The following is a 20,968-nucleotide window of genomic DNA, read 5'->3' on the forward strand; positions in this document are numbered from 1 at the left end:
CAGTTACTCGACATCCAGCGCATCCACTTTCTGCCACCCGCGTGGCAACAAACTGCCACGCGATGCGCGCGCACCGATGTACTCGTCGAGTTCCTTCCACGACAGCGTCATGTTGCGCGATCCCGATTTCACCACCAGCTTGCCACTTTGCGGCACCACCGCGATCGCCACCACCTGTTCGGTGCCGCGCTTCGCCTTGGGAATCTCGATCAATTTGTTGCCCTTGCCCTTGTCGAGCTCGGGCAGTTCCGACAGCGCGAACACCAGCACATGGCCGGCGCTGGTGACGATCGCTATGCGGTCGCTGGCGACGTCGCGCGCGCCTGCCGGTTGCAGCACCTTGGCGCTGCCAGCGACGGAGAGCATCGCCTTGCCGGCCTTGTTGCGACCGGTCAGGTTCTCGAAACGGGTGACGAAGCCGTAGCCTTCGCTCGATGCCAGCACGAAGCGTGCATCGTTGTCGCCGGTGACGAGGCCGCGGAAGGTCGCGCCTGCGGGTGGCGAGAAACGGCCGGTCAATGGTTCGCCATTGCCGCGCGCGGAAGGCAGGGTGTGCGCGGCGGTCGAATAGCTGCGTCCGGTCGAATCGAGGAATGCCACCTGCTGGTTGCTGCGTCCGTTCGCCGCAGCCAACAGCGCATCACCATCGCGATAGGACAGTCCGGCCGCATCAATATCGTGTCCCTTGGCGGCGCGCACCCAGCCCTTTTCGCTCAGCACGATCGTCACCGGTTCACTCGCCACCAGTTCGGTGTCGTCGAGCGCCTGGGCGGCACCGCGTTCCACCAGCGGTGAACGGCGCGCATCGCCGAATTTCTTGGCATCGGCCAGCAATTCATCCTTGATCAGCTTCTTCAACTTGGACTTGCTATCCAGCGTGGAGATCAAACGGTCGCGCTCGGCGTCGAGTTCGTCCTGCTCGCCGCGGATCTTCATTTCCTCGAGGCGGGCGAGTTGCTTCAGCTTGGTATCGAGGATGTAGTCGGCCTGGTCATCGCTCAATTCGAAGCGTGCGATCAACGCAGCTTTCGGCTCATCCTCGCTGCGGATGATGCGGATCACTTCATCCAGGTTGAGGAACGCGACCAGCAAGCCTTCCAGCATGTGCATGCGGCGTTCGACCTTCTCCAACCGATGCTTCAGGCGGCGCGTCACCGTGTCGGTGCGGAACTGCAGCCACTCCGTCAGCAGCATCTTCAGGTTCTTCACCTGCGGTCGACCGTCAAGCCCGATCACGTTCATGTTGACGCGATAGCTCTTTTCGAGATCGGTTGTGGCGAACAGATGGCCCATCAATTGTTCGGCGTCGACGCGGTTGCTGCGCGGGATCAGCACGATCCGCACCGGATTGGCGTGATCGGATTCGTCGCGGATGTCTTCCAGCCACGGCAATTTCTTGGCGCGCATCTGGGTGGCGATCTGTTCGATCACCTTCGACGGCGACACCTGGTAGGGCAGTGCGTTGATGACGATGTTGGCGTGTTCGCGCACGAAGGTGCCGCGGGCGCGCACGCCGCCGAGACCGGTTTCGTAGATCGCGCGCAAATCCGCGGCCGGCGTGATGATTTCCGCGGTGGTCGGATAGTCGGGACCGCGCACGTGTTCGCACAGGTCGGCGATGGTGGCGTCGGGATCATCCAGCAAACGGATGCAGGCGCTCACCACCTCGTTGAGGTTGTGCGGGGGCACATCGGTGGCCATGCCCACGGCAATCCCGGTGGTGCCGTTGAGCAGCAGGTGCGGCAATCGCGCCGGCAGCCACGTCGGTTCCTCCAGCGTGCCGTCGAAGTTGGGATCCCAGTCGACCGTGCCGTGGCCGAGTTCCGCCATCAGCATTTCGGCGATCGGCGTCAGCTTCGATTCGGTGTAACGCATCGCCGCGAACGATTTCGGATCGTCGCTGGAACCGAAATTGCCCTGGCCGTCGATCAACGGATAGCGGTAGGAGAACGGCTGCGCCATCAGCACCAGTGCTTCGTAGCAGGCGCTGTCGCCGTGCGGATGGTATTTGCCGATCACGTCGCCGACGGTGCGCGCGGATTTCTTCGGCTTGGACGCCGCACCGAGGCCGAGTTCGCTCATCGAATAGATGATGCGTCGCTGCACCGGCTTCAGCCCGTCGCCGATGAACGGCAGCGCGCGGTCCAGCACCACGTACATGGAATAGTCGAGATAGGCGCGTTCGGCGTATTCGCGCAGCGGAATCTGCTCGAAACCATGGAAGGCGGGGCGTGCGGTCGGATCGGGCATCGAAGATTCGGCGATATCAAGCGGAAGCGCGCAGTTTACCGCTGTCGCGCCCGCGGCCATCTTCCTGAACCTGGTTTCAGCTTCGCCACGCGGAATGGCAATCGTTCACGGTCGCGTGTTTAGCGTATGCACTGCGGACCCCAATCCCCATGGAGCCCATCATGAAAACGATGAAGACATTCGCTGCCGCCGCATTGCTGGCCATGTTCGCCATGAGTGGCGCCGCGTCGGCACAGAGCACACCCGGCCACGAAGCCCGCGAAATCCACAGCAATGCCAGGCAGGACGGCAACTTCGTCAGCCGCAATGTCAAGCAGGACTGGCGCGACCTGCGCCACGGCCGCTTCGCCGCCGCACACCAGCGCCACAAGCACGAACTCTTGAGCGCGCATCGCCGCCATCGCAATGCGGTCTGGCATGCGCACCAGCGCCACAAGGGCGCGGTGAAGTGCTTCTTCAAGACCGGCCACAGCAATTGCCGTCGCTGATGCGTCACGCCCCGGCAACACCCTGCAAGGCACGCTCCGGCGTGCCTGTTTTTTGCGGGAAGATCGAGCTTCGCGACACCGTACGCCATCGTCTGGAGCGATGCTGCGTCGCCGCGTAGAATGCCCATTCGTTCACGGAACCCTTTCAGAATGACGCGCGCCTCATCGTTTGATCGCGAGCAACTGCTCGCCTGTGCCCGCGGTGAGTTGTTCGGCGCCGGCAACGCGAAATTGCCGGCCCCGCCGATGTTGATGTTCGATCGCATCACACTGATCAGCGAAGAAGGCGGCGCGCACGGAAAAGGCTGCATCCGCGCCGAGCTCGATATCCGTCCCGACCTGTGGTTCTTCGATTGCCATTTCATCGGCGATCCGGTGATGCCGGGCTGCCTGGGCATGGATGCGATGTGGCAATTGGCCGGCTTCTACCTGCCGTGGCTGGGCGAACAAGGCCTGGGTCGCGCACTCGGCGTGAACGAGGTCAAGTTCACCGGACAGATCCTGCCGACCGCCAAGCAAGTGGTGTACGAAATCGACATCAAGCGCGTGCTGCGCGGGAAACTGCGCCTGGTGATCGCCGATGGCCGCACCCTGGTCGATGGCCGCGAAATCTACACCGCCAGCGGCTTGCGCGTTGGCCTGTTCAACGCCACGGACGCATTCTGATGCGCCGGGTCGTCATCACCGGCATGGGCATCGTCTCGCCGCTGGGCAACAGCGCGGATGAGGTCTCGCGCGCATTGCGCGAAGGGCGTTCCGGCCTGCGCTTCGTCCAAGGTGACGCCGACATGGGCCTGCGCAGCCAGGTCGCCGGTGTCTGCGAGATCGACCTCGACGCGCGCATCGACCGCAAGCAGAAACGCTTCATGGGTGATGCCGCCGCTTACGCGCACGTGGCAATGGGCGACGCCATCCACGACGCCGGCCTCGACGATGCAACGATCAGCAATCCGCGGATCGGCGTGATCGCCGGTTCCGGTGGCGGGTCGCCGCGCTGGCAGGTCGAAACCGCCGACCTGATGCGCCAGAAGGGCGTGCGCAAGGTCGGGCCGTACATGGTGCCGCGCACGATGTGTTCCACCGTGTCCGCCGCGTTGGCCACCGCGTATTCCATTCGCGGTGTCAGCTATTCGATTTCAGCGGCCTGTGCCACCTCGGCGCACTGCATCGGTGCCGCCGCCGACATGATCCGCCACGGCGCCCAGGACATCGTCTTCGCCGGTGGCGGTGAAGAGCTCGATTGGGCGATGACCTGCCAGTTCGACGCGATGGGCGCGCTCTCCACCCATTTCAACGAGACGCCGCACGCGGCATCGCGTCCGTACGACGTCGATCGCGACGGTTTCGTGATCGCCAGCGGCGCCGGCATGCTGGTGCTGGAAGAGTACGAACACGCGGTGCAACGCGGCGCGCGCATCCACGCCGAATTGCTCGGTTATGGCGTCACCAGCGACGGTGCCGACATGGTCGCGCCGAGCGGCGAAGGCGCGGTGCGTTGCATGCAGATGGCGATGGCCGGCCTCGATCGCCCGATCGACTACCTCAACACCCACGGTACCTCGACGCCGGTTGGCGACGTCACCGAACTCGAAGCGGTGCGTGCCGCTTTCGGTCATGCGGTGCCGAAACTGTCGTCGACCAAGGCGCTGAGCGGACATTCGCTCGGCGCGGCCAGTGTGCATGAGGCGATCTATTCGCTGCTGATGATGCGCGACGGCTTCATCGCCGGATCGGCCAACATCGACAACCTCGATCCGCGTTGCGAAGGATTCCCGATCGTGCGCGAGTCCATCGACGCCCGTCTCGACACGGTGATGTCGAACAGTTTCGGTTTCGGCGGCACCAACGGCACGCTGGTGTTCGGGCGCCTCTAAAGCAGGGGCGTCACCTCGCGCTCCAGGCGCGTGGCATTCCACACCGGGTCCTTGTCCTTCCAGCCGTCTACCACCAGCCGGCCCTGGCGATCGATCACGAAGCTCACCGGCAGATGCCAGATGCGTCCGTATCCGGGCACGTGTTCATCCCCGAGCATCCCGACCGGGAAGCTCAGGTCGCGGGCGATCTCGCGGACCTGTTGCAGGTCCGCCGGCGAATCCAGGCTCAGAGCGAGCACGACAACGCCTTGGCTTGCATGCGCCGAAGCGTATCGCGAGAGTGCGGGCAGCTCGGCGCGACATGGCCCGCACCATGTCGCCCAGAACGTCAGGAACACCACCTTGCCCTTGAGTTCGCGCGTGTCGAAATGCGCGCCGTCCAACGTCGTCATCGTCAGCCGTGGTGCGGCTTGTCCGACCGCAAGTTCGTTGCCGCGTGCGGCGGCCAGCGTGGCAGCGCCGAGCAGCGCTGCCGATACGATGTAGCGCAGGAATCGCGTCACGATCAGAACGCCTTGCTGATGCCGATCGATGCCGTCCAGTGCGGGAACAACTGGTATCCCTCCAGGCGACTGTAGACCGGCAATTGCACGAATGCGTAGACCTGGGTTCCGAACACCGTCGCGCTTGCGCCGGGACTCAGATAGGCCACGGTGCCAGCGCTGTTGGCGATGTCGGCGAACGCGCCGCGATCGCGGTCCTTGTGCAGGAGGTTGAGCTGCAACTGCGGCACGAAGTTGGCACGTGCTTCGTAACGCAGGCCAAGGTTGAGGCTGCCCTGATTGCCGGGACGGAAGTCGGCGCCGGACCGCGACATACGCTGCGACACCGCGGCCTGGAACTGACCGTTGACGAAGACATCGTAGTCCTGGCTCACCGGCTGGTAGTAGTAGGCGCCGACGATGGCATCGGTGGTGCCGGTGCCGGCCTGCAGGCTGGTGTCGAGTGTCTGCCCAGCGGCGTGACCGGAACGAAACAACACCGGATGGCCGACGATCGTGCCGTCCTCGGTTTGTCCGCCATATTTGCCGGTCGGCAATTTGATGCCGGCAACGATGCCGAGATTGTGCGTCGGCAACCAGCCCTGGTAATTGACCAACACCTTGACGTCGCCGAGGCTATTCACGCGCGCCGAACTGATCTGGTCGGGCGCGACCGCGGCGGGAGTAAACGGCTGTTCTTGCTGGCCATAGGTGGTGTGGTCGCGTTGGATCCACGGCACGGCAAGCGAAACGCCCCAGTTGGCATTGGGTCGCCAGGCGATGCTGGCGGTGTGGTAGCGATTGATCGTGTTCCTCTCGATCTCGCTGCCAGTCGATGTTGGATCGGAAGGATGGTCGACCACTTGGCCAGGCGTCGCGCCGTGCGTGCCGTGTCGCAGTTGGTTCTGATCGATGAAGCTGTTGTCGAAACTGATGCGCCAACCCGATTCCGCGGAGTATCCGGTGGCGGCATCCGTGCTCAAGGTGCAGCCGCATGTAGCGCAGGCATGGGCGATATCGGGCAGGCAAACAATCAGCGCTGCCGTCAATGTGGTGATGATGTAGGGTCGACGAGGTCGTGTCGTCGCATGGTGTGCAGCGATCATGGGGAACTCCGGATATCGAGGATGCGCGCGAACGCGCGTGCGGATCAAGTGGTGATCGACGCGATGGAGTCCGGAGGGCCGCGTGCACCAAGGCCGGTGCCGCTGGCGTGTGCGATGAAGACGCTGGAAGTTGCGAGTGGTTGCGCGTCGGCGATCGGCGCCGGCGGGCGCCAGTCGAACGCGAGCGGCAGTTGTGCCAGCCCGGCCAGCAACGGGCAGTAGCCACAGTCGTCGTGTTGGTGGTGGTCGGGTGCGGCGGGTGTCGCGTCTGGTGACTGCGCCAGATCCGCTCGAACGGATTTCAGTCCTTCGCTGGTGCACAACGCGACCTTGCCGGCGTGGTGGCCAGACATTGTAGGTGCGTGGATCCTGCCCAGCGTCGGTATGGCAGCCAGCAGCAAGACCGCCAGCAGGGCTGGCAGGTTGAGCAGGCGGAGGGCGGGATGGCGCAGCAGGTTCACGGCATCAGCGTAACGGATCGGAGGGGCAACAAAAAACCCCGCTTGCGCGAGGCTTTTGATTTCATCTGGTGCCAGGAGAGGACTCGAACCTTGCGAGAAAACACCTGAAAACCAAGAGTCACAGCGCGGCACACTTCAAGATTAGCCACAAAGTTACCCGCACCCGACCAGTGTATGGGGTCCGGGAGGGCTGAGGCAAGTTCAGGCGGCCACGTCCACCGGCCGCCATCCAGCACGGCGTGCGGCCATCCATGCCAGGTCGTCCGCTACCTCCGGGGTCAGCATGTCCACCAGTGCCTGAAGGTCAGGGGCATGGGTAGGAATCACGGCTATGGCGTCCAGTCGTTCGCCTGTTTCCCGGTTGAACATCGCTCCGGTGGCTTCGTCGATCTTCGCTTCGTAGTACGCCTTCGTGCCGTTGCTCATTTTGCTTCTCTCGTTGTCGCGGGTCATTCCGCGTCCGAATCGTTGCTCGATTCGGCGCCATGTGGGTGAAGGACAGAGCCTGGTCCCTGTTATCCGGTGTTGTGTCGTCCCCGTCATCCTGGCAAGCGGCACTCAAGTGCTTGCCGGCACTCGGGTTCGCTTCTTAACTCATCACTGAATGTGCTGGCGTTACACGCGTAACGCTTCCTGTTGTTTTCGTGCCCGTCGATACGTGCATGCGCGAAACCTGGTCACGGTTGGCCGCTGACTGCGGACATTTTTACCGTAGATCGCGAGCGTCCATGAGCGGAAATTACGCCGATGGAACGCAATTCGATGAATGGAAAAACTATGGCGCACAACGGCGTGGACAATTGGAGTCCTGAAAAAATGCAGAACCAGAACAACTCACAGAGGCTGATCCGGGTGCGCGATGTCGTCTCCCGCACTGGAATCAGTCGCCCAACGGTATATCGACTGATGGGCGAGCGATCCTTCCCGGAGGCGCTGAAGGTCGGAAACATGACCCTATGGGTCGAAGGCGAAGTGGACGCGTGGGTTAACGCGCGCATCGCCGATTCGCGTCGCAAACCGGCGGTCATCGCCGCATGACCGAATATAAAAACGGTCCCGGACGAATGCCATCCGGGACCGCTACCAACACGCATGAAGACCGGCGTCTGAAACCGATCAAGAGTGATATTGGCGGTGGCTCGCCGATTGTTCCACGGTCGAAATGTCCGCGCCTTAGGAAGCTCAGCTCGCGCCGGTGCCAAGACCCCACCACGTTTCCGCTGATGCCCCTACGGATCGAGATAGCGTTGCTGAAACGGTGCCTGACGGAATCAGCCCCCGCCAGCATGCTCAGCCGTAATCACACCGCACGGAAAAATCGCACCGCTGCGGCTGAGCGGGTCGCGCGTGCTGCCGTTCTAGAAGGCTGGGACGACGATCGCGCCGTTCGCTTGCTGGTGGAACGCCATGCCGCATGGTCGCCGCGCACTCATCGATTCACCGTCGATCATGCCCGTGATGCTATGGCGATGGCACGCGATCCTGATATGTGGGGCGGCGCATGAGTTTCGCGCTCGACGTGGTTCTGAGTCGCCTTGATGGTGTCCAGCGCAATCGACGCGGACATCGTGCGCGCTGCCCTTCGTGCGGTGGCAGGTCCCGCAAGCTTTCTATTTCGGAAGTCGATGATGGCAAAGTGCTACTGAGTTGCCACGCTGGCTGCGAGACGGCCGATGTATTGGCGGCAATCGAGCTTCAGTGGTCCGACCTGTTTCCGGAGCGTCTCGCACCAACAACGCCGGAGCAGCGTGCTGAATGGCGCCGTTCGATTCGTGAGTCGCAATGGCCGGCTGCCGTCGCTGCGCTGAGCATTGAGGTGGAGGTCGCGCACGTCGCCGCCAATGCAGTGCGGCTTGGCGATACCCTTTCCGACGACGACATGGCGCGGCTCAACCTGGCATGTAGTCGGATTGCCCGCGCAAAGGCGGTGCTGATTGACCGCTAAGCCCAATATCCTGGACGTGGCGGCGGCGAATGCCGACCGCACGTCCGAAAATCACGCTGCGCATCGCCAGTTTGCGTTCCATAGCTTGGGTGAACTCACCGCCGGTGGTCTACAGCCAATCGATTGGCTGGTGCGCGACTACTTTGAATCCGACTCCATCGCGGCGCTCGTCGGTGATCCCGCGTGCGGAAAAACGTTCGTTGCGATCGACTTGGCGTGTTGTATCGCGTCAGGAAATGAGTGGCACGGTCACAAGGTCAAGCGCGGAACAGTGTTCTACATTGCCGGTGAAGGCCGGAACGGCATCATCCGCCGATTGACGGCATGGAAAATCCGGCACGACGATTCAGGCATAGATGAGCGGTTGTTTATCAGTAGCCGCGCCGCCCATCTATGCAGCGCAGCGGAAGCCGCAGGCGTCGCGAATGCGGTCGATGAAATGGTCGAACAAACCGGCACTGTTCCGCAATTGATTGTCGTCGACACGCTCGCCCGAAACTTCGGTGGCGACGAGAATGGAACCGAGGACATGGGTTCGTTTGTATCGAACTTGGATGCATTCCTCCGTGAGAAATACCGGGCCACGGTTCTGGTCGTTCACCACACTGGAAAGGCAGACAAGACCCAGGGACGAGGGTCCAGTGCGTTCCGGGCTGCGCTCGATGCCGAATACAGCGTCGCGCGAAACGATCGCGTCATCCAAGTCGAAACAAAAAAGATGAAGGACGCGCGGGAACCAGACCCGATCGCGTTCCGCATGTGCAGTGTCGAACTTCCAGTGTGCGACGAAGAGGGTGTTCCAGCGACGAGCGTTATTCTGGACGCAACGGACTACACCCCGCCGCAGGCGCCCGGCAAGGCGGGCCGCGGGAAGCACCAAACACTAGCCATGCAGACGTTGCGCGACATGCTCGCTGATCGTCGTGTGACCCTGACCCGGTCGAAGCTCAGTCCGCATACCGCGCGCGTTGCCATGAATGACTGGCGGCATTCGATGGTTGACCGCGGTATCGATCGCCGCCGGGTTGGCGAAGTCATCGATTCGCTTAAGACGAGTGGGCTGATCGAAGTCCAGGTCGGCGGCTTCGTTCTACCGACCGATGAGGCGGGGACATTCGAATGACCAATGTCCGATTTGTGTCCGGTTTACGTCCGAAATGGGTCCGGTTTTGCCTGTCCGCCGGTCCGGTTTCCTTTAGGAACCGGACAAACCGGACAACCGGCGGCGAACCGGCACACCGGAGCAGGCCCCAAGCCAGGGCAGTCCCTGCATGGAACGATTTGCGCCTCACGTCACATTCCACGGGTCCTCCCCCATGGGGGTGAGTAGGCGGTGCCATCAACACCGCAACTTTTCAAATGTGCGAGGCATCGCAAATTCAGTTTGTTGTTCACCTATGGAGAAAACGATGAACCGATCAACCAATGGAAATTTTCAACCGCATGAACACTAAAACCAAAATCCTTACCCGCTCCGAACGTCTCCAGGCCATCCGCAAAGGAGGCAACGGGCGGCGCACTGCTGAAATCGCTGCTGTGAATCGCGAGGCGCGCACGGTCGAGATATCGTTTTCCAGCGAAGCAGAAGTCGAACGCACGTATGGCGTTGAAGTGTTGTCGCACGATCCGGGTGCCGTCGACCTGTCGCGGCTGCTCAATTCCGGCGCAGTCCTTGATAACCACGACTGGCACGAGCAACGTGGCGTGGTCACCGAAGCATGGATCGACCAAGCCACTCGCAAAGGCCGTGCGATCGTAAAAATCAGCCGTTCCCAGGATGGTGAAGACCTGTTGGCCGACATCGAGGACGGCATCCGCTGCAACGTGTCGGTTGGGTATTTCGTCAACGCCGTTGAATTCCTCGAGCGGCCTGGCGCACATAGGCATGATGTGTACGTCGTCACAAAGTGGCAACCGTACGAAATCAGCTTCGTGTCGGTGCCTGCTGACGTGACTGTGGGTGTCGGCCGTAAAGCGAAAATTCCGCCGATGGGCAAGTCATCGAGCCGCCGCGACACTGTCGGCATTGGGCGCAGCGCGGACATTTCTACCGTGGCGCTAGACACGCGCAAAGCCGACCCTAAGCGTACCAACATAGGCGAACAAAACAGCATGGCCGTCCGATCGATCAATAAGCAAAGTTCCGACTCCACTTTCTGCGTAGCCATCGAAAACGCGATGCGCGCGCAGAAGTTCCTGGAACACACGCCGGTCGGGTTCCAGGAACCCACAGGCTACATTCCACAACCGATGCAGCGCAGCGCAATCGTTCGCCTGAACGAACAGCGCGTGGCCATCGGCGAATTCGAACGATCCCCCGGTGGGCTGGCCTTGACCGAAAAATTTTCGGGTAGGCAAATCCCGATGAAACACGCGGTTGCGTTCGCATCCCGCGTCTGCCGGGCGGGTGCGCAGCTCATCGCGTATTCGCAGATCGGTGAATCGATCGTCGCAGGCGCCGGTGACATGGCGATCGCCGTCGCTCCGATGCCCGCACATTTCCGTCGGCCGCTGCCGGCGCAGTTCGTCACTGTCCCGGACGATACGGACGTGGCCGTGACGCCGACGCCGATTCAGATCATCGACTTCGACTTCAAAAACAACTCGATCCAGAAAGCCGTGAGCTTCGAATTGAAGCGCCGCGACTTGCACAAGGTTCCGTACGAACGCATCGAGCAGGAAATTCTGGAATCCGTGACGCTCGGTATCGGGCGCGTGGCCGATGAGGTTGTCATCGGGGCGGTCGCTGCGGGTGCCCCGGCGAATTTCAGCTTGGGCGCGGCCGCCGCGGCGTTGATCAGTGCGGACGACTTGCGCGGCATCGTGGGAACAGGTGGCGTGGGCGCGACAATGGCGCCGGATGGTACGTTGCGCGCGAATGGCATCGTCGCCGACCTTGCGAGTGCGCATGCTGGGACGTTCATCGGTGATTTCTCGCGCGCTGGCCTGGTTATCAACGACGAGTTCGAAATCACGTTCCAGCGTACGGGCATGAAAGGCAATCTCGCAGTGACAGTTTTCGTGAACGTGCTTCCGGTTGTGATGCATCCGGGTTCGTTCTTCGCGGCCGTGGCGTAAGGGGTGACGCCATGTTCTGGAAAATCAAACGGAAAATGCCGGCGGTAACGCCGGTCCAGGAACCGCTGCCGCCAGTGGCGCTGATCGCACCGGATTCGTCGCTGTCATTGGTGTTGCTTGCGATTGAGGATGCCACGATTGTTTCGCGGCATCCTGACGATGACGGGCCCCGTGTCATGGTGGCGTCTCCGGCAATGGGTAACTGGTTCTTTTACGAGCGAAACAAAGCGGAAACACGTATTCGCAAGCGGTTCCCGGACCTGAGTGACGACGGCGTCGCGAAAGTTATTCGTGCGTTGGAAATTCGCGTGAAGTATGCGGCGCGATCGAAGGAGCCCGAGAAACCCAGGAAGAAGTATTCCTGCATGGCGCCGGCCGATCCGCTCACAGTGGGCTGGGGCCATGATCGGCATGAGCGGTGATGATTGCATCCCCTGAATCCATTCGATCACTGGCGGAGCTGATCGGCCTGGGGGCCGTGGAGCCCAGTGACCAATGATCATCGATCAGACCAACACTGCACCGATGTCTGACGTTGCCGCACTGCTGCCGCCGAACGCGACCGCAACCGTCCGCAACCTGACGCGCGCGGCCGTCGAGCCGTTCGCCGCCATCCCCGTTCCGATCCGCGACGTGTGGAACCCCGACACATGCCCGGTGGCGCTGCTGCCGTGGTTGGCGTGGGCGATGTCGGTCGACACGTGGGAGCCGACGTGGCCGGAGAATATCAAACGGTCGCTGATCCGAAACGCGATCGACATCCAGCGCCGCAAGGGCACCGCGCGCAGCGTTCACCAAGTCGTCGAGGCATTCGGCGGATCGGTCGTGCTGACCGAGTGGTGGGAAAAATCACCGACCGGCGCGCCGCACACGTTCGACATGGTGCTGGCATTTTCTGGCGCTGGCGCTGGCGCTGGCGCTGGCGCTGATTCCGCGGCGTACGTCGACGCCGTCATATCCGAAGTCGAGCGCGCGAAGCCCGTCCGCTCGCATTTCACATTCACACAAGCCGTCCAGGCGCAGACGCAGGTCGGGCAAGTGGCTGCGGGCCGAGCCGCGGTATACGCGCGGCTCCAAATGATTGCGGTTTAATTCGCCTGAGGCGGCGTAGGGGCGTCTTCTCAGCCCCTGAGACAGGGTATGGTCTAATGAGCTGTTTCATACGGGGCGATGGGTCGTTAAACGTGGAGCCGCTGGAATTCTCCCGCGACGTGCTTAATTGGGCTGCCGAAAAGGCGGGCCAGACACTGCACTCTTTCGCTGAGAGTGTTGCCAAGCGCGAGAGGGATCGCGAACGTATCGTTCAGGGGCGCTTGACCGTAGCGCAGGCTGAGAAGCTAGCGAAGAGGGCGCGCATTCCTTTCGGCTACCTATTCCTTGCCGAGCCACCCGAAATCACGCGCCCGAACATCCCTGATCTACGTCAAATTCAGGATGCGCAGCCATTGAGCGAAGATTTTTATGAGACGCTCGAGGACGTGTTTGCGAAGCAGAGTTGGCTGATCGAGTACCTTACAGAAGCAGGAGCCGGGGAGCATCCCTTCGTTGGTCGATTTACTGCTGACGCAAAGCGAAATGCCGACGACATCGCTGCGGACATGCGTCGCGAGCTTGGTGTCACTGACGACGACCGCCGTAAAAGTGCCGATGCTGCCGCCTATTTCTCCGCGCTGAGTGCGAAGGCTGAAGCTAAAGGCGTGTTGGTGTTCAAGACCAGCTACGTCAAGGCCAATACGCATCGACCGATCTCTGAAAAGGAGTTTCGAGGCTTTGCGGTTTCGCACAAGCTGGTGCCGCTTGTATTCATCAATGGGCGCGATGCCGAAGTGGCAGCGGTCTTTACGCTTATGCATGAGTTGGCTCACATCTGGCTTGGCGTGACCGGTGTTTCTGATGTAACACTTGCTCGATTTGGAAATCCGATTGAGCGTCTCTGTAATCGTGTTGCGGCAAATTTACTGGTGCCGATGAATGCCTTTATGGAGCGATGGTCTGGCCCGCAAGATGTCGAAAAGCTCGCTAAGTATTTCCGGGTTAGCAAGCTGGTCATCGCTCGACGCGCGTTGGACAATAAGCTTGTTGATCAGGCGTTTTATGACGAGGTCGCGGCTAATACGCAGCGAGTTAAGTCCAGCGGAAAGCCGACCGCCCTTTTGACCATTCCGGTTAGAAACAGCAAGAAATTCACACGAACGATTGTGGCGAGCGCGATGAGTGGGCAAACGCTGCTCCGCGACGCTGCGAGTCTATTGAACGTCAAACCTGATACGGTTGTGGCGTTGGCAAAGGGGCGTGCCGAGCATGGCTAACAAGTACATCATTGATTTCAATGTCTTTATCCAAGGCAAAAATTTCCACTACCACTTTGCGTTCTGCGAAGGGTTTTGGGATTGGGTACATGAGGGCTTTGATAAGGGTGTGATCTATAGCATCGGCAAGGTTCGCGCAGAACTGCTCGAAGGGAAAAAAGGTGACGAGGCGCGCAGGTGGACCGAGGAAATGCCCGATGGATTTTTTCTCGACGATGTGGGCGACGCTGCCGTAATGAAGGAATATGCTCACTGCATGCAATGGGCCAACGCCGATAAGCATTATCAGCCCGCCGCGCTTGCCCGCTTTGCCGATGTCAAGCGGGCCGATGCATTTCTACTCGCGTACGCACGCGCCCACGGGCATATCGTCGTGACGCAAGAACTGTCTCAGCCTGAAAAGAAGAAGGAAGTGCCGATTCCCGATGCTGCACTGAAAATCGGCAACATTAAGACTGTGACGATCTATGAGCTGCTACGAGCGCACGCTCGACCGACGTTCGTCTTTAAGCCATAACGCCAATCACCCAATCCGCCCACGCCTGCATCGCCACCCGCCGCTCATCCAGAAACTGCGTGCGGTCGTAGGCTTTCCGCACGTCGCCTTTCTTCACGTGTGCCAACTGCGCTTCCAGCACGTCGGCATCGATCCGCAGTCGCTCCCGGCCAGCAGTACGGAACATGGCGCGGAACCCGTGGGCGGCATGCTGTCCCTGTAACCCCATGCGCCTCAGCGCCGAACTCAGGGCATCCCGATGCAGGTGCGGCGTCCGCTGGCGCGCGAGGGGCGGGAACACGTACTCGCGGTCGGCCGTGAACTGGCGCATGAACTTCAGTTGCTCGATTGCTTGGCGGGGCAATGGGACGACGTGCGGCGCGCGCATCTTCATCCGCTCGCCCGGGATGTGCCACTCGGCGGCGTCCAGGTCAAATTCGCTCCAGCGGCCGCCAGCGATCGTTCCGGGGCGCTGAGCGGTCAACATCGCCAGAATCAGCGCGGCGCGTGTGATGGGCGATTCGTACGCGAATACGGCGCTCACCACGACGCGGATGTCATCCGGGTCAACGGCGGCCGGAATGTGGCCGGTTTCTTTCTTCTGGACGCTCCCGCGTAGGGACAGCGCGCGACCTTCCTCCCGCAGTCCCTTATGGACGGCGAACTCCATGATTGCCCCGAGGTGGCCGCGCGCCTTTTGTGCCAATGCGGGCGCCTTGGCGGACACTGCGGCGATCACCCGGCGCGCCTCCGGTGTCGCGAGCGTCGCAACGTCGCAGTTCTTCAGCGGCGGCTGTAGGTACGTTTCCAGCACGTACTTCGCCTTGCGGTACGTCTCCGGCGCCCATCGCCCTTTGTTTTCGGCGAGCCAGTCGGCCGACACGATTTCGAATACCCGGTCGTGAGCCGAAAGAGCCTCCCGGCGTGCGTCCTTTCGCTGTTTCGAAGGGTCGATGCCCTGGCGGAGCAGGGCACGGGCGCCGACTAGGCCGTCCCGAGCTTCCCGGATCGAGACCTCCGGGAATGCGCCCATCCCCAGACTTTTCTCCTTGCCGGCGAAGCGGTAGCGAAATCGCCAGTACTTCGTTCCGTGGGGCCACGTCTCCAGTACCAGGCCACCACCGTCGGTAGTCCTGTACATGCGGTCCTGCGGTTTCAGCGCGCGAGCGCTGCGATCAGTCAAAATTGCCATGCGTGTGAGGCCTCAGGTTAGGTGCGGGTAACTTTTGGGGCCTGCCCGAAGTTACCCACAAAATTGCCCATGTCACGCGCGAGCTGTCCTGAGATGCGATGGACACGCAAACACAAAAAAACCCGCGCTATTTGCGCGGGTTTCGTTGTTTTCATCTGTCATGAGATGCGCTGAGACATCTACATGGTGCCCAGGAGAGGACTCGAACCTCCACGGTTTTACCCGCTAGTACCTGAAACTAGTGCGTCTACCAATTCCGCCACCAGGGCAGATGAGCCGCGTATTTTGCTAGGGCGTCGATGCGCTGTCAAGCCGATGCGCCCGGGTTCCGGATCGGCACGGGCAGTGTGCGACCATGGCACCATGAGTACGAATACCGGAAAAGGTGGCGGCAAGCGATCGGGTGGCGGGCCGCGCGGGCCGGCGGGCAACAAGCCACCATCGTGGATGCCGCAAACGGGCGGGCGTGGTCGCGGTCCATCCGCGGCGAGCGCAAGGAAGCCGGCGCGCGCCGACAGTCTCGATCCGATGGCCCATCGCGAAGCCGAGCGTTATGCCGATCCCATCGCCAGTCGCGAAGCCATCCTGCTGGCCTTGTCGAAAGCGGATGGTCCGCTCACGGCGGAGGCGCTCGCGCAAACCTTCGAGCTGACCGCGCCCGAGCGTTCCGAAATCCTGCAGCGTCGCCTGTCGGCGATGGTGCGCGATGGCCAGCTGCTTCGGAACCGTTCCGGCGATTACCTGCCAGCGCGCGCGGTCGACCTGGTGCGCGGCACGGTGATCGCCAATCCCGATGGCTTCGGCTTCCTGCGGCCGGACGAGGGCGGTGAAGACCTGTTCCTGCCGCCGCTGGAAATGCGCAAGGCCATGCACGGCGATCGCGTGCTTGCCTGCATCACCGGACTCGATCGCCGCGGTCGCCCGGAAGGGCAAGTGGTGGAGGTGCTGGAACGGCGGCTCAATCGCCTGACCGGACGCTTCGTGCTGGAGTCGGGCATCAGCTACGTGGTGCCGGACGATCGCCGCATCCAGCGCAACATACAGATTCCCACGGATGCACGTGGCGATGCCCGCACCGGCCAATTGGTGGTGTGCGAAATCACCCAGTCCGCCGATGCCGTGCGCCCGCCGATCGGCCGCATCGTCGCCGTGCTTGGCGACAAGCTGACGCCATCGCTGGTGGTGGAAGCCGCGATCCACGGCCACGACCTGCCGCACGAATTCCCGCAGGACGTGCTGGATGAAGCGGCCAACGTGCCGCAGGACGTCGATGCCGCGATGACGGTCGGGCGGCTTGACCTGCGCAACACGCCGCTGGTGACCATCGATGGCGAGGACGCCAAGGATTTCGACGATGCGGTGTGGTGCGAACCGACGAAGAACGGCGGCTTCCGCCTGATCGTCGCGATCGCCGATGTCTCGCATTACGTGCGGCTGGAAACGCCGCTGGACCGCGAAGCGGAACTGCGCGCGACCAGCGTGTATTTCCCCGGTTTCGTCGTGCCGATGCTGCCGGAGTCGTTGTCGAACGGCATTTGTTCGCTCAATCCGAAAGTGGATCGCCTGTGCTTCGCCTGCGACATGCGCATCGATGCGCAGGGCCAGGTGACGTCATCGACCTTCCACGAAGCGGTGATGAATTCGCACGCGCGGCTCACCTATACCCAGGTGTGGAACGCGATCGGCGACGGCATTCCCGAGGACGCCCGCGAAGACGCATTGCAACGCGTCGGTAGCCTGTTGCCGCAGGTGCAGCAGTTGCACGCGCTGTACCAGGTGTTGGCCGCAGCCCGCCAGCGTCGCGGCGCGATCGAATTCGAATCATCGGAAGTGCGCTTCGTCCTCGACAACACCGGTGCGGTGACCCAGGCCGGGATGCTCCAGCGCAACGACGCCCACAAGCTGATCGAGGAATGCATGATCGCGGCGAATGTCGAGGCTGCGAAGTTCCTGATCGCCCATCACATGCCGGCGCCGTTCCGCATCCACGATCGCCCGCCGGAAGCCAAGTTCGCCGATCTGCTGGAATTCCTCAAGGAATTCAAGCTGAGCCTGCCGCCGTGGAGCAAGGTGCGACCGGGTGATTTCACTGCGCTGTTGAAGGTGATTCGCGAACGCCCCGATGCCGCCTTGCTGGAATCGGTGGTGCTGCGCAGCCAGAGCCTGGCGGTGTATTCGCCGGACAACATCGGCCACTTCGGCCTGGCGCTGGAGTCCTACGCGCACTTCACCTCGCCGATCCGCCGCTATCCCGATCTGGTGGTGCATCGCGCGATCAAGCATGTATTGCGTGGCGGAACCGCCGAACGCGGCTGGCCGTCGCCGCGCGAAATGGCGGCGCTCACCCAGCAATGCTCGGATCGCGAACGCCGCGCCGACGAAGCCGAACGCGAAGTGGACGAGCGTTACCGCGCCGCGTGGATGGAACAACACGTCGGTGGCAAGTTCAACGGCACCATCAGCGGCGTGACCTCGTTTGGCCTGTTCGTCGAACTCGACGATTCCAAGGTCAGCGGACTGGTGCATGTCACCTCGCTGCCGCAGGACTTCTACCACTTCGATCCGATCCGCAAGACCACGACTGGCGAGCGGCGCGGGCTGACGTTCCGTCTCGGCGATCGCGTCGAAGTCGTGGTGATGCGCGCCAGCGTCGAGGATCGCCGCATCGACTTCAAGCTGGCCGGCGAATACGAAGCAGCAGGACCGCGACCGGCGGCACCACGCGGCAAGCCGGCCAAGCGCGGCAAGAAACCCTACTGAGACGACACATCGCACCATGTCCAAGGATTCCCAATGGATCGCCGGCATCAATGCCGTGGCTTCGGCGATCGAACACGATGCGGCCAACGTCCGTGAAATATTGATCGAGGCCGGCGCGAAGAATCCGCGCGTCCTCGAGATCGAAACGCAGGCGCGCCGCCTCGGCATCGAGCCGCGCCGCGTTGCCCAGCAGGCGCTGGATGGCGTGGCCGGCGGATTGCGTCATCAGGGCGTGATCGCGCGCTATGCCGCCGCGAAGACCTACGACGAAAACGATCTGAAAGGGATCGTCGAGAACGCCGATGGTCGCGTGCTGATCCTCGTCCTCGATGAAGTGCAGGATCCGCACAACCTTGGCGCCTGCCTGCGCAGTGCCGCTGCGGCCGGTGCGCACGCGGTGGTGATTCCGCGCGACAAGGCGGCGTCGATCACCGCAACCGTGCGCAAGACTTCGGCGGGCGCGGCCGATCGCTTGCCGGTGGTGCGCGTGACCAATCTCGCGCGCTGCCTCAAGTCGCTGCAACAGCAGGGCGTGTGGATTTATGGCCTGGCGGGCGAAACCGAGACTTCGCTGTATTCCATCGACCTGCGCGGCAATGTCGCGCTGGTATTGGGCGCGGAAGCCGAGGGCCTGCGTCGCCTCACCCGCGAACATTGCGACCAGTTGGTGCGCATCCCGATGCCGGGCGCGATGGAAAGCCTCAACGTGTCGGTGGCTGCCGGCATTTCCCTGTTTGAAGCTGTCCGCCAGAGGGTGTCATGAACGATTCCAGCGCCTTGTTCACCCTGCACTGGTGGGACGTCGCCGGCCTCGCCGGTTCACTGCTGATCGTGATCGGATTCTTCCTGCTGCAGGTTGGCCGTTTGCGCGGTGATGGCCCGATCTACCAGTTGCTCAACCTGATCGGTGCGCTCGCCATCCTGGTATCGCTGATCGGCGGCTTCAACATCTCGGTGTTCCTGCTGGAAAGCGTCTGGGCGCTGATCGCCCTCTACGGACTGGCGCGTTCGCTCAGGGGCCAACGTCAGCGCTGAGCAATGACGGCTGCTGCGGCGGCAGTTCCGATTTCGGTGCGTTGAGCATCGGCCATGAATTGGCGATCTTGCAGAACAGCGCCGCGGTCTTTTCGGCATCGTAGACGGCGGAATGCGCTTCGGCGCCATCCCAGTCGATGCCGGCGGCATGCACCGCGCGTGCCAGCACCGTCTGCCCGTAGGCGAGGCCGGCCATCGTCACCGTGTCGAAGACGCTGAAGGGGTGGAACGGATTGCGTTTGTGGCCGACGCGGGCGACGGCTGCGTTGACGAAGTTGAGATCGAAGTGGGCGTTGTGCCCGACCAGGATCGCGCGCTGGCAACCGTGTTTCTTCACCGCGGCGCGCACGCCATTGAAGACGTGATCGAGCGCTTCGCGTTCCGGCTTGGCGAGGCGGAAGGGGTGATCGAGCTGGATGCCGGTGATTTCCAGCGATTTCGGATCGATATCAGTGCCCGGCGCGGGATGCAGGTGGGCGCTGATCGTCTCGCCGCAAATCAACTTGCCATCAGCGTCGAGATCGAGCGGCACCGCGGCGATTTCCAGCAATGCGTGGCGATTCCAGTCGAAGCCGCCGGTTTCCACGTCGACCACGACGGGCAGGAAACCGCGAAAACGCGTGGCGAGGGTGGGGCGGGCCGGATCGGTCATGCCGCCAGTTTAGCCGGTCGCGTCGATGCTCAATCGCGATACGGCGGGCGCGACGTCGCCATCAGGTCGAAGAAGGTGTGATCGCCGATCGTCCGCACTTGATAGCCGGTGCGCCAACTGGGTTGCGCGATGTCGAGCGCGGCGAAGTGGGTCGCGCCCGGAACCACCTCGCGGCGTTTCCCGACCGGCAGCGTCCAGTTGTGCTCGGCATCCAGCGCGACGGTCACGGCACGCGCCCAGGCCTCGGTGTTGTCGAGATCGGTGGATGGCGACACCAGTGTGGGGGCGAACTGCTTGCGCGCAGTGACCACCGAGCACACGGAATCGCCCCAGAGGCCGGTGTCCTTGCGTCGCAACGCGACTTCCGCCACCGCTTGCTGGCCCAGCAGCGGCTGGTCGCGCGCTTCCAGGTACAACGTTGTGCTCAGGCAGAGCGAATCAGAGGCCTGCGGCGGCAGGACCGACGCCATCCATAACAACCATGCCAGTTTCATCGTCGACTCCTTTGTTTCGTTGCGCTGGACGACGGGCCGCATGGGCCTCGGGAATATCCGGCATGGCGTTTCGGGGAGGGCGGCGGTGTCCGTGATCACCGGGTGCCCGATGCGACCGCGTGGGGGAGCGGTCGTCTGCGGCGCCATCGGATTCCCGATCGATCGGGAGGGCGGCCGCAAGGTCGTGGCACCTTAGGGGCGCCATCCCCAACCGCGGCTGAATCATGAATGGGGATTTTCTGCTGGAATTCTGCTAGACAGGAGACGCGGCCGGCTGCTGGCCAGACTCCTGGCCCGGGTCGTCGACCGGAACGCATTCGAAATGTGATGACCGCCGCCTTTGTCT

23 protein-coding genes and 1 tRNA gene are annotated in these 20,968 nt (G+C 62.4%); 15 read left to right on the forward strand and 9 right to left on the reverse strand.

Annotated features, from left to right (window positions below):
- Positions 1-3 precede the first annotated feature (3 nt).
- Complete coding sequence (gene parC, locus Lysil_RS06075; RefSeq protein ID WP_103074607.1) at positions 4-2,250, reverse strand: DNA topoisomerase IV subunit A; 2,247 nt, start codon at positions 2,248-2,250, stop codon at positions 4-6.
- Positions 2,251-2,411: 161 nt separating this feature from the next.
- Here parC and Lysil_RS06080 point away from each other — a divergent pair, with 161 nt between their 5' ends.
- The 3 genes from Lysil_RS06080 to fabB all read left to right on the forward strand — a co-directional run bounded on the left by Lysil_RS06080 (position 2,412) and on the right by fabB (position 4,612).
- Complete coding sequence (locus Lysil_RS06080) at positions 2,412-2,738, forward strand: hypothetical protein (protein ID WP_129588372.1); 327 nt, start codon at positions 2,412-2,414, stop codon at positions 2,736-2,738.
- Between the two features lie 150 nt (positions 2,739-2,888).
- Positions 2,889-3,404, forward strand: coding sequence for a 3-hydroxyacyl-[acyl-carrier-protein] dehydratase FabA (gene fabA, locus Lysil_RS06085; RefSeq protein ID WP_103074609.1), 516 nt, complete (start codon positions 2,889-2,891; stop codon positions 3,402-3,404).
- Positions 3,404-4,612: a beta-ketoacyl-ACP synthase I gene (gene fabB / locus Lysil_RS06090; RefSeq protein WP_103074610.1), complete on the forward strand. Its 1,209-nt coding sequence runs from the start codon at positions 3,404-3,406 to the stop codon at positions 4,610-4,612. Before fabA ends, fabB begins: the two co-directional genes overlap by 1 nt.
- On the opposite strand, the gene Lysil_RS06095 is transcribed toward fabB, so the two are convergent.
- The 4 genes from Lysil_RS06095 to Lysil_RS06110 form a co-directional block, all read right to left on the reverse strand.
- Positions 4,609-5,115: a peroxiredoxin family protein gene (locus Lysil_RS06095; protein WP_103074611.1), complete on the reverse strand. Its 507-nt coding sequence runs from the start codon at positions 5,113-5,115 to the stop codon at positions 4,609-4,611. The genes fabB and Lysil_RS06095 overlap by 4 nt on opposite strands.
- A gap of 2 nt (positions 5,116-5,117) precedes the next feature.
- Positions 5,118-6,200 carry a transporter gene (locus tag Lysil_RS06100; protein WP_205756866.1) on the reverse strand — a complete coding sequence of 361 codons (1,083 nt, stop codon included), beginning with the start codon at positions 6,198-6,200 and terminating at the stop codon, positions 5,118-5,120.
- A gap of 44 nt (positions 6,201-6,244) precedes the next feature.
- A complete protein-coding gene (locus tag Lysil_RS06105) occupies positions 6,245-6,661 on the reverse strand; it encodes a DUF2946 family protein (RefSeq protein ID WP_165782402.1) in 417 nt (138 codons plus the stop codon).
- A 201-nt stretch (positions 6,662-6,862) separates the two neighbouring features.
- On the reverse strand, positions 6,863-7,114 hold the full coding sequence (locus Lysil_RS06110) for a hypothetical protein (RefSeq protein WP_103074613.1): 252 nt from the start codon (positions 7,112-7,114) through the stop codon (positions 6,863-6,865).
- 294 nt (positions 7,115-7,408) lie between these two features.
- On the opposite strand from Lysil_RS06110, the gene Lysil_RS06115 reads away from it, so the two are divergent.
- From Lysil_RS06115 to Lysil_RS06150, 9 genes are all read left to right on the forward strand, one after another.
- Positions 7,409-7,699, forward strand: coding sequence for a helix-turn-helix transcriptional regulator (locus tag Lysil_RS06115; RefSeq protein WP_205756868.1), 291 nt, complete (start codon positions 7,409-7,411; stop codon positions 7,697-7,699).
- Positions 7,696-8,166: a hypothetical protein gene (locus Lysil_RS13150; protein ID WP_129588373.1), complete on the forward strand. Its 471-nt coding sequence runs from the start codon at positions 7,696-7,698 to the stop codon at positions 8,164-8,166. Before Lysil_RS06115 ends, Lysil_RS13150 begins: the two co-directional genes overlap by 4 nt.
- The gene (locus Lysil_RS06120) at positions 8,163-8,606 is read left to right on the forward strand and encodes a DNA primase (protein ID WP_103074614.1); all 444 of its coding nucleotides are present in this window, start codon (positions 8,163-8,165) and stop codon (positions 8,604-8,606) included. The genes Lysil_RS13150 and Lysil_RS06120 overlap by 4 nt, the downstream gene beginning before the upstream one ends.
- A complete protein-coding gene (locus Lysil_RS06125) occupies positions 8,596-9,729 on the forward strand; it encodes an AAA family ATPase (RefSeq protein WP_103074615.1) in 1,134 nt (377 codons plus the stop codon). The genes Lysil_RS06120 and Lysil_RS06125 overlap by 11 nt, the downstream gene beginning before the upstream one ends.
- A gap of 302 nt (positions 9,730-10,031) precedes the next feature.
- A complete protein-coding gene (locus Lysil_RS06130) occupies positions 10,032-11,684 on the forward strand; it encodes an HK97 family phage prohead protease (protein ID WP_129588374.1) in 1,653 nt (550 codons plus the stop codon).
- Between the two features lie 11 nt (positions 11,685-11,695).
- A complete protein-coding gene (locus tag Lysil_RS06135) occupies positions 11,696-12,106 on the forward strand; it encodes a hypothetical protein (RefSeq protein ID WP_103074617.1) in 411 nt (136 codons plus the stop codon).
- Between the two features lie 73 nt (positions 12,107-12,179).
- A complete protein-coding gene (locus Lysil_RS06140; protein WP_240600187.1) occupies positions 12,180-12,776 on the forward strand; it encodes a phage tail protein I in 597 nt (198 codons plus the stop codon).
- A gap of 92 nt (positions 12,777-12,868) precedes the next feature.
- Positions 12,869-13,993 (forward strand): ImmA/IrrE family metallo-endopeptidase, encoded by a 1,125-nt coding sequence (locus Lysil_RS06145; protein ID WP_205756870.1) that lies wholly within the window; start codon positions 12,869-12,871, stop codon positions 13,991-13,993.
- A complete protein-coding gene (locus Lysil_RS06150; RefSeq protein WP_103074619.1) occupies positions 13,986-14,510 on the forward strand; it encodes a DUF4411 family protein in 525 nt (174 codons plus the stop codon). The genes Lysil_RS06145 and Lysil_RS06150 overlap by 8 nt, the downstream gene beginning before the upstream one ends.
- Here the strand turns inward: Lysil_RS06150 and Lysil_RS06155 are convergent.
- Complete coding sequence (locus Lysil_RS06155) at positions 14,500-15,681, reverse strand: tyrosine-type recombinase/integrase (RefSeq protein ID WP_103074620.1); 1,182 nt, start codon at positions 15,679-15,681, stop codon at positions 14,500-14,502. The two genes, Lysil_RS06150 and Lysil_RS06155, sit on opposite strands and share 11 nt — an antisense overlap.
- Positions 15,682-15,865: 184 nt before the next feature.
- A tRNA-Leu gene (locus Lysil_RS06160) sits at positions 15,866-15,950 on the reverse strand.
- Positions 15,951-16,044: 94 nt separating this feature from the next.
- On the opposite strand from Lysil_RS06160, the gene rnr reads away from it, so the two are divergent.
- From rnr to Lysil_RS06175, 3 genes are read left to right on the forward strand one after another with little or no spacing between them, the layout of a single operon-like run.
- A complete protein-coding gene (rnr, locus tag Lysil_RS06165; RefSeq protein ID WP_103074621.1) occupies positions 16,045-18,441 on the forward strand; it encodes a ribonuclease R in 2,397 nt (798 codons plus the stop codon).
- A 16-nt stretch (positions 18,442-18,457) separates the two neighbouring features.
- Positions 18,458-19,204: a 23S rRNA (guanosine(2251)-2'-O)-methyltransferase RlmB gene (rlmB, locus tag Lysil_RS06170; protein WP_103074622.1), complete on the forward strand. Its 747-nt coding sequence runs from the start codon at positions 18,458-18,460 to the stop codon at positions 19,202-19,204.
- The gene (locus tag Lysil_RS06175; RefSeq protein WP_103074623.1) at positions 19,201-19,476 is read left to right on the forward strand and encodes a CBU_0592 family membrane protein; all 276 of its coding nucleotides are present in this window, start codon (positions 19,201-19,203) and stop codon (positions 19,474-19,476) included. The genes rlmB and Lysil_RS06175 overlap by 4 nt, the downstream gene beginning before the upstream one ends.
- Here the strand turns inward: Lysil_RS06175 and rnt are convergent.
- Together rnt and Lysil_RS06185 are read right to left on the reverse strand one after the other, a co-directional pair.
- The gene (gene rnt / locus Lysil_RS06180) at positions 19,454-20,128 is read right to left on the reverse strand and encodes a ribonuclease T (protein ID WP_103074624.1); all 675 of its coding nucleotides are present in this window, start codon (positions 20,126-20,128) and stop codon (positions 19,454-19,456) included. The two genes, Lysil_RS06175 and rnt, sit on opposite strands and share 23 nt — an antisense overlap.
- A 29-nt stretch (positions 20,129-20,157) precedes the next feature.
- Complete coding sequence (locus tag Lysil_RS06185) at positions 20,158-20,622, reverse strand: cell wall hydrolase (protein WP_103075022.1); 465 nt, start codon at positions 20,620-20,622, stop codon at positions 20,158-20,160.
- Positions 20,623-20,968: the final 346 nt, after the last annotated feature.

The organism is Solilutibacter silvestris, assembly GCF_002895945.1.
GTDB lineage: Bacteria > Pseudomonadota > Gammaproteobacteria > Xanthomonadales > Xanthomonadaceae > Solilutibacter > Solilutibacter silvestris.

Coding starts and splice junctions, on each gene's coding strand:
- parC (WP_103074607.1), bottom strand. CDS start 2,250: ATGCCCGATCCGACCGCACGCCCCGCCTTCCATGGTTTCGAGCAGATT.
- Lysil_RS06080 (WP_129588372.1), top strand. CDS start 2,412: ATGAAAACGATGAAGACATTCGCTGCCGCCGCATTGCTGGCCATGTTC.
- fabA (WP_103074609.1), top strand. CDS start 2,889: ATGACGCGCGCCTCATCGTTTGATCGCGAGCAACTGCTCGCCTGTGCC.
- fabB (WP_103074610.1), top strand. CDS start 3,404: ATGCGCCGGGTCGTCATCACCGGCATGGGCATCGTCTCGCCGCTGGGC.
- Lysil_RS06100 (WP_205756866.1), bottom strand. CDS start 6,200: ATGATCGCTGCACACCATGCGACGACACGACCTCGTCGACCCTACATC.
- Lysil_RS06110 (WP_103074613.1), bottom strand. CDS start 7,114: ATGACCCGCGACAACGAGAGAAGCAAAATGAGCAACGGCACGAAGGCG.
- Lysil_RS06115 (WP_205756868.1), top strand. CDS start 7,409: ATGGAACGCAATTCGATGAATGGAAAAACTATGGCGCACAACGGCGTG.
- Lysil_RS13150 (WP_129588373.1), top strand. CDS start 7,696: ATGACCGAATATAAAAACGGTCCCGGACGAATGCCATCCGGGACCGCT.
- Lysil_RS06120 (WP_103074614.1), top strand. CDS start 8,163: ATGAGTTTCGCGCTCGACGTGGTTCTGAGTCGCCTTGATGGTGTCCAG.
- Lysil_RS06130 (WP_129588374.1), top strand. CDS start 10,032: ATGGAAATTTTCAACCGCATGAACACTAAAACCAAAATCCTTACCCGC.
- Lysil_RS06135 (WP_103074617.1), top strand. CDS start 11,696: ATGTTCTGGAAAATCAAACGGAAAATGCCGGCGGTAACGCCGGTCCAG.
- Lysil_RS06140 (WP_240600187.1), top strand. CDS start 12,180: ATGATCATCGATCAGACCAACACTGCACCGATGTCTGACGTTGCCGCA.
- Lysil_RS06150 (WP_103074619.1), top strand. CDS start 13,986: ATGGCTAACAAGTACATCATTGATTTCAATGTCTTTATCCAAGGCAAA.
- Lysil_RS06155 (WP_103074620.1), bottom strand. CDS start 15,681: ATGGCAATTTTGACTGATCGCAGCGCTCGCGCGCTGAAACCGCAGGAC.
- rnr (WP_103074621.1), top strand. CDS start 16,045: ATGAGTACGAATACCGGAAAAGGTGGCGGCAAGCGATCGGGTGGCGGG.
- rlmB (WP_103074622.1), top strand. CDS start 18,458: ATGTCCAAGGATTCCCAATGGATCGCCGGCATCAATGCCGTGGCTTCG.
- Lysil_RS06175 (WP_103074623.1), top strand. CDS start 19,201: ATGAACGATTCCAGCGCCTTGTTCACCCTGCACTGGTGGGACGTCGCC.
- rnt (WP_103074624.1), bottom strand. CDS start 20,128: ATGACCGATCCGGCCCGCCCCACCCTCGCCACGCGTTTTCGCGGTTTC.
- Lysil_RS06185 (WP_103075022.1), bottom strand. CDS start 20,622: ATGAAACTGGCATGGTTGTTATGGATGGCGTCGGTCCTGCCGCCGCAG.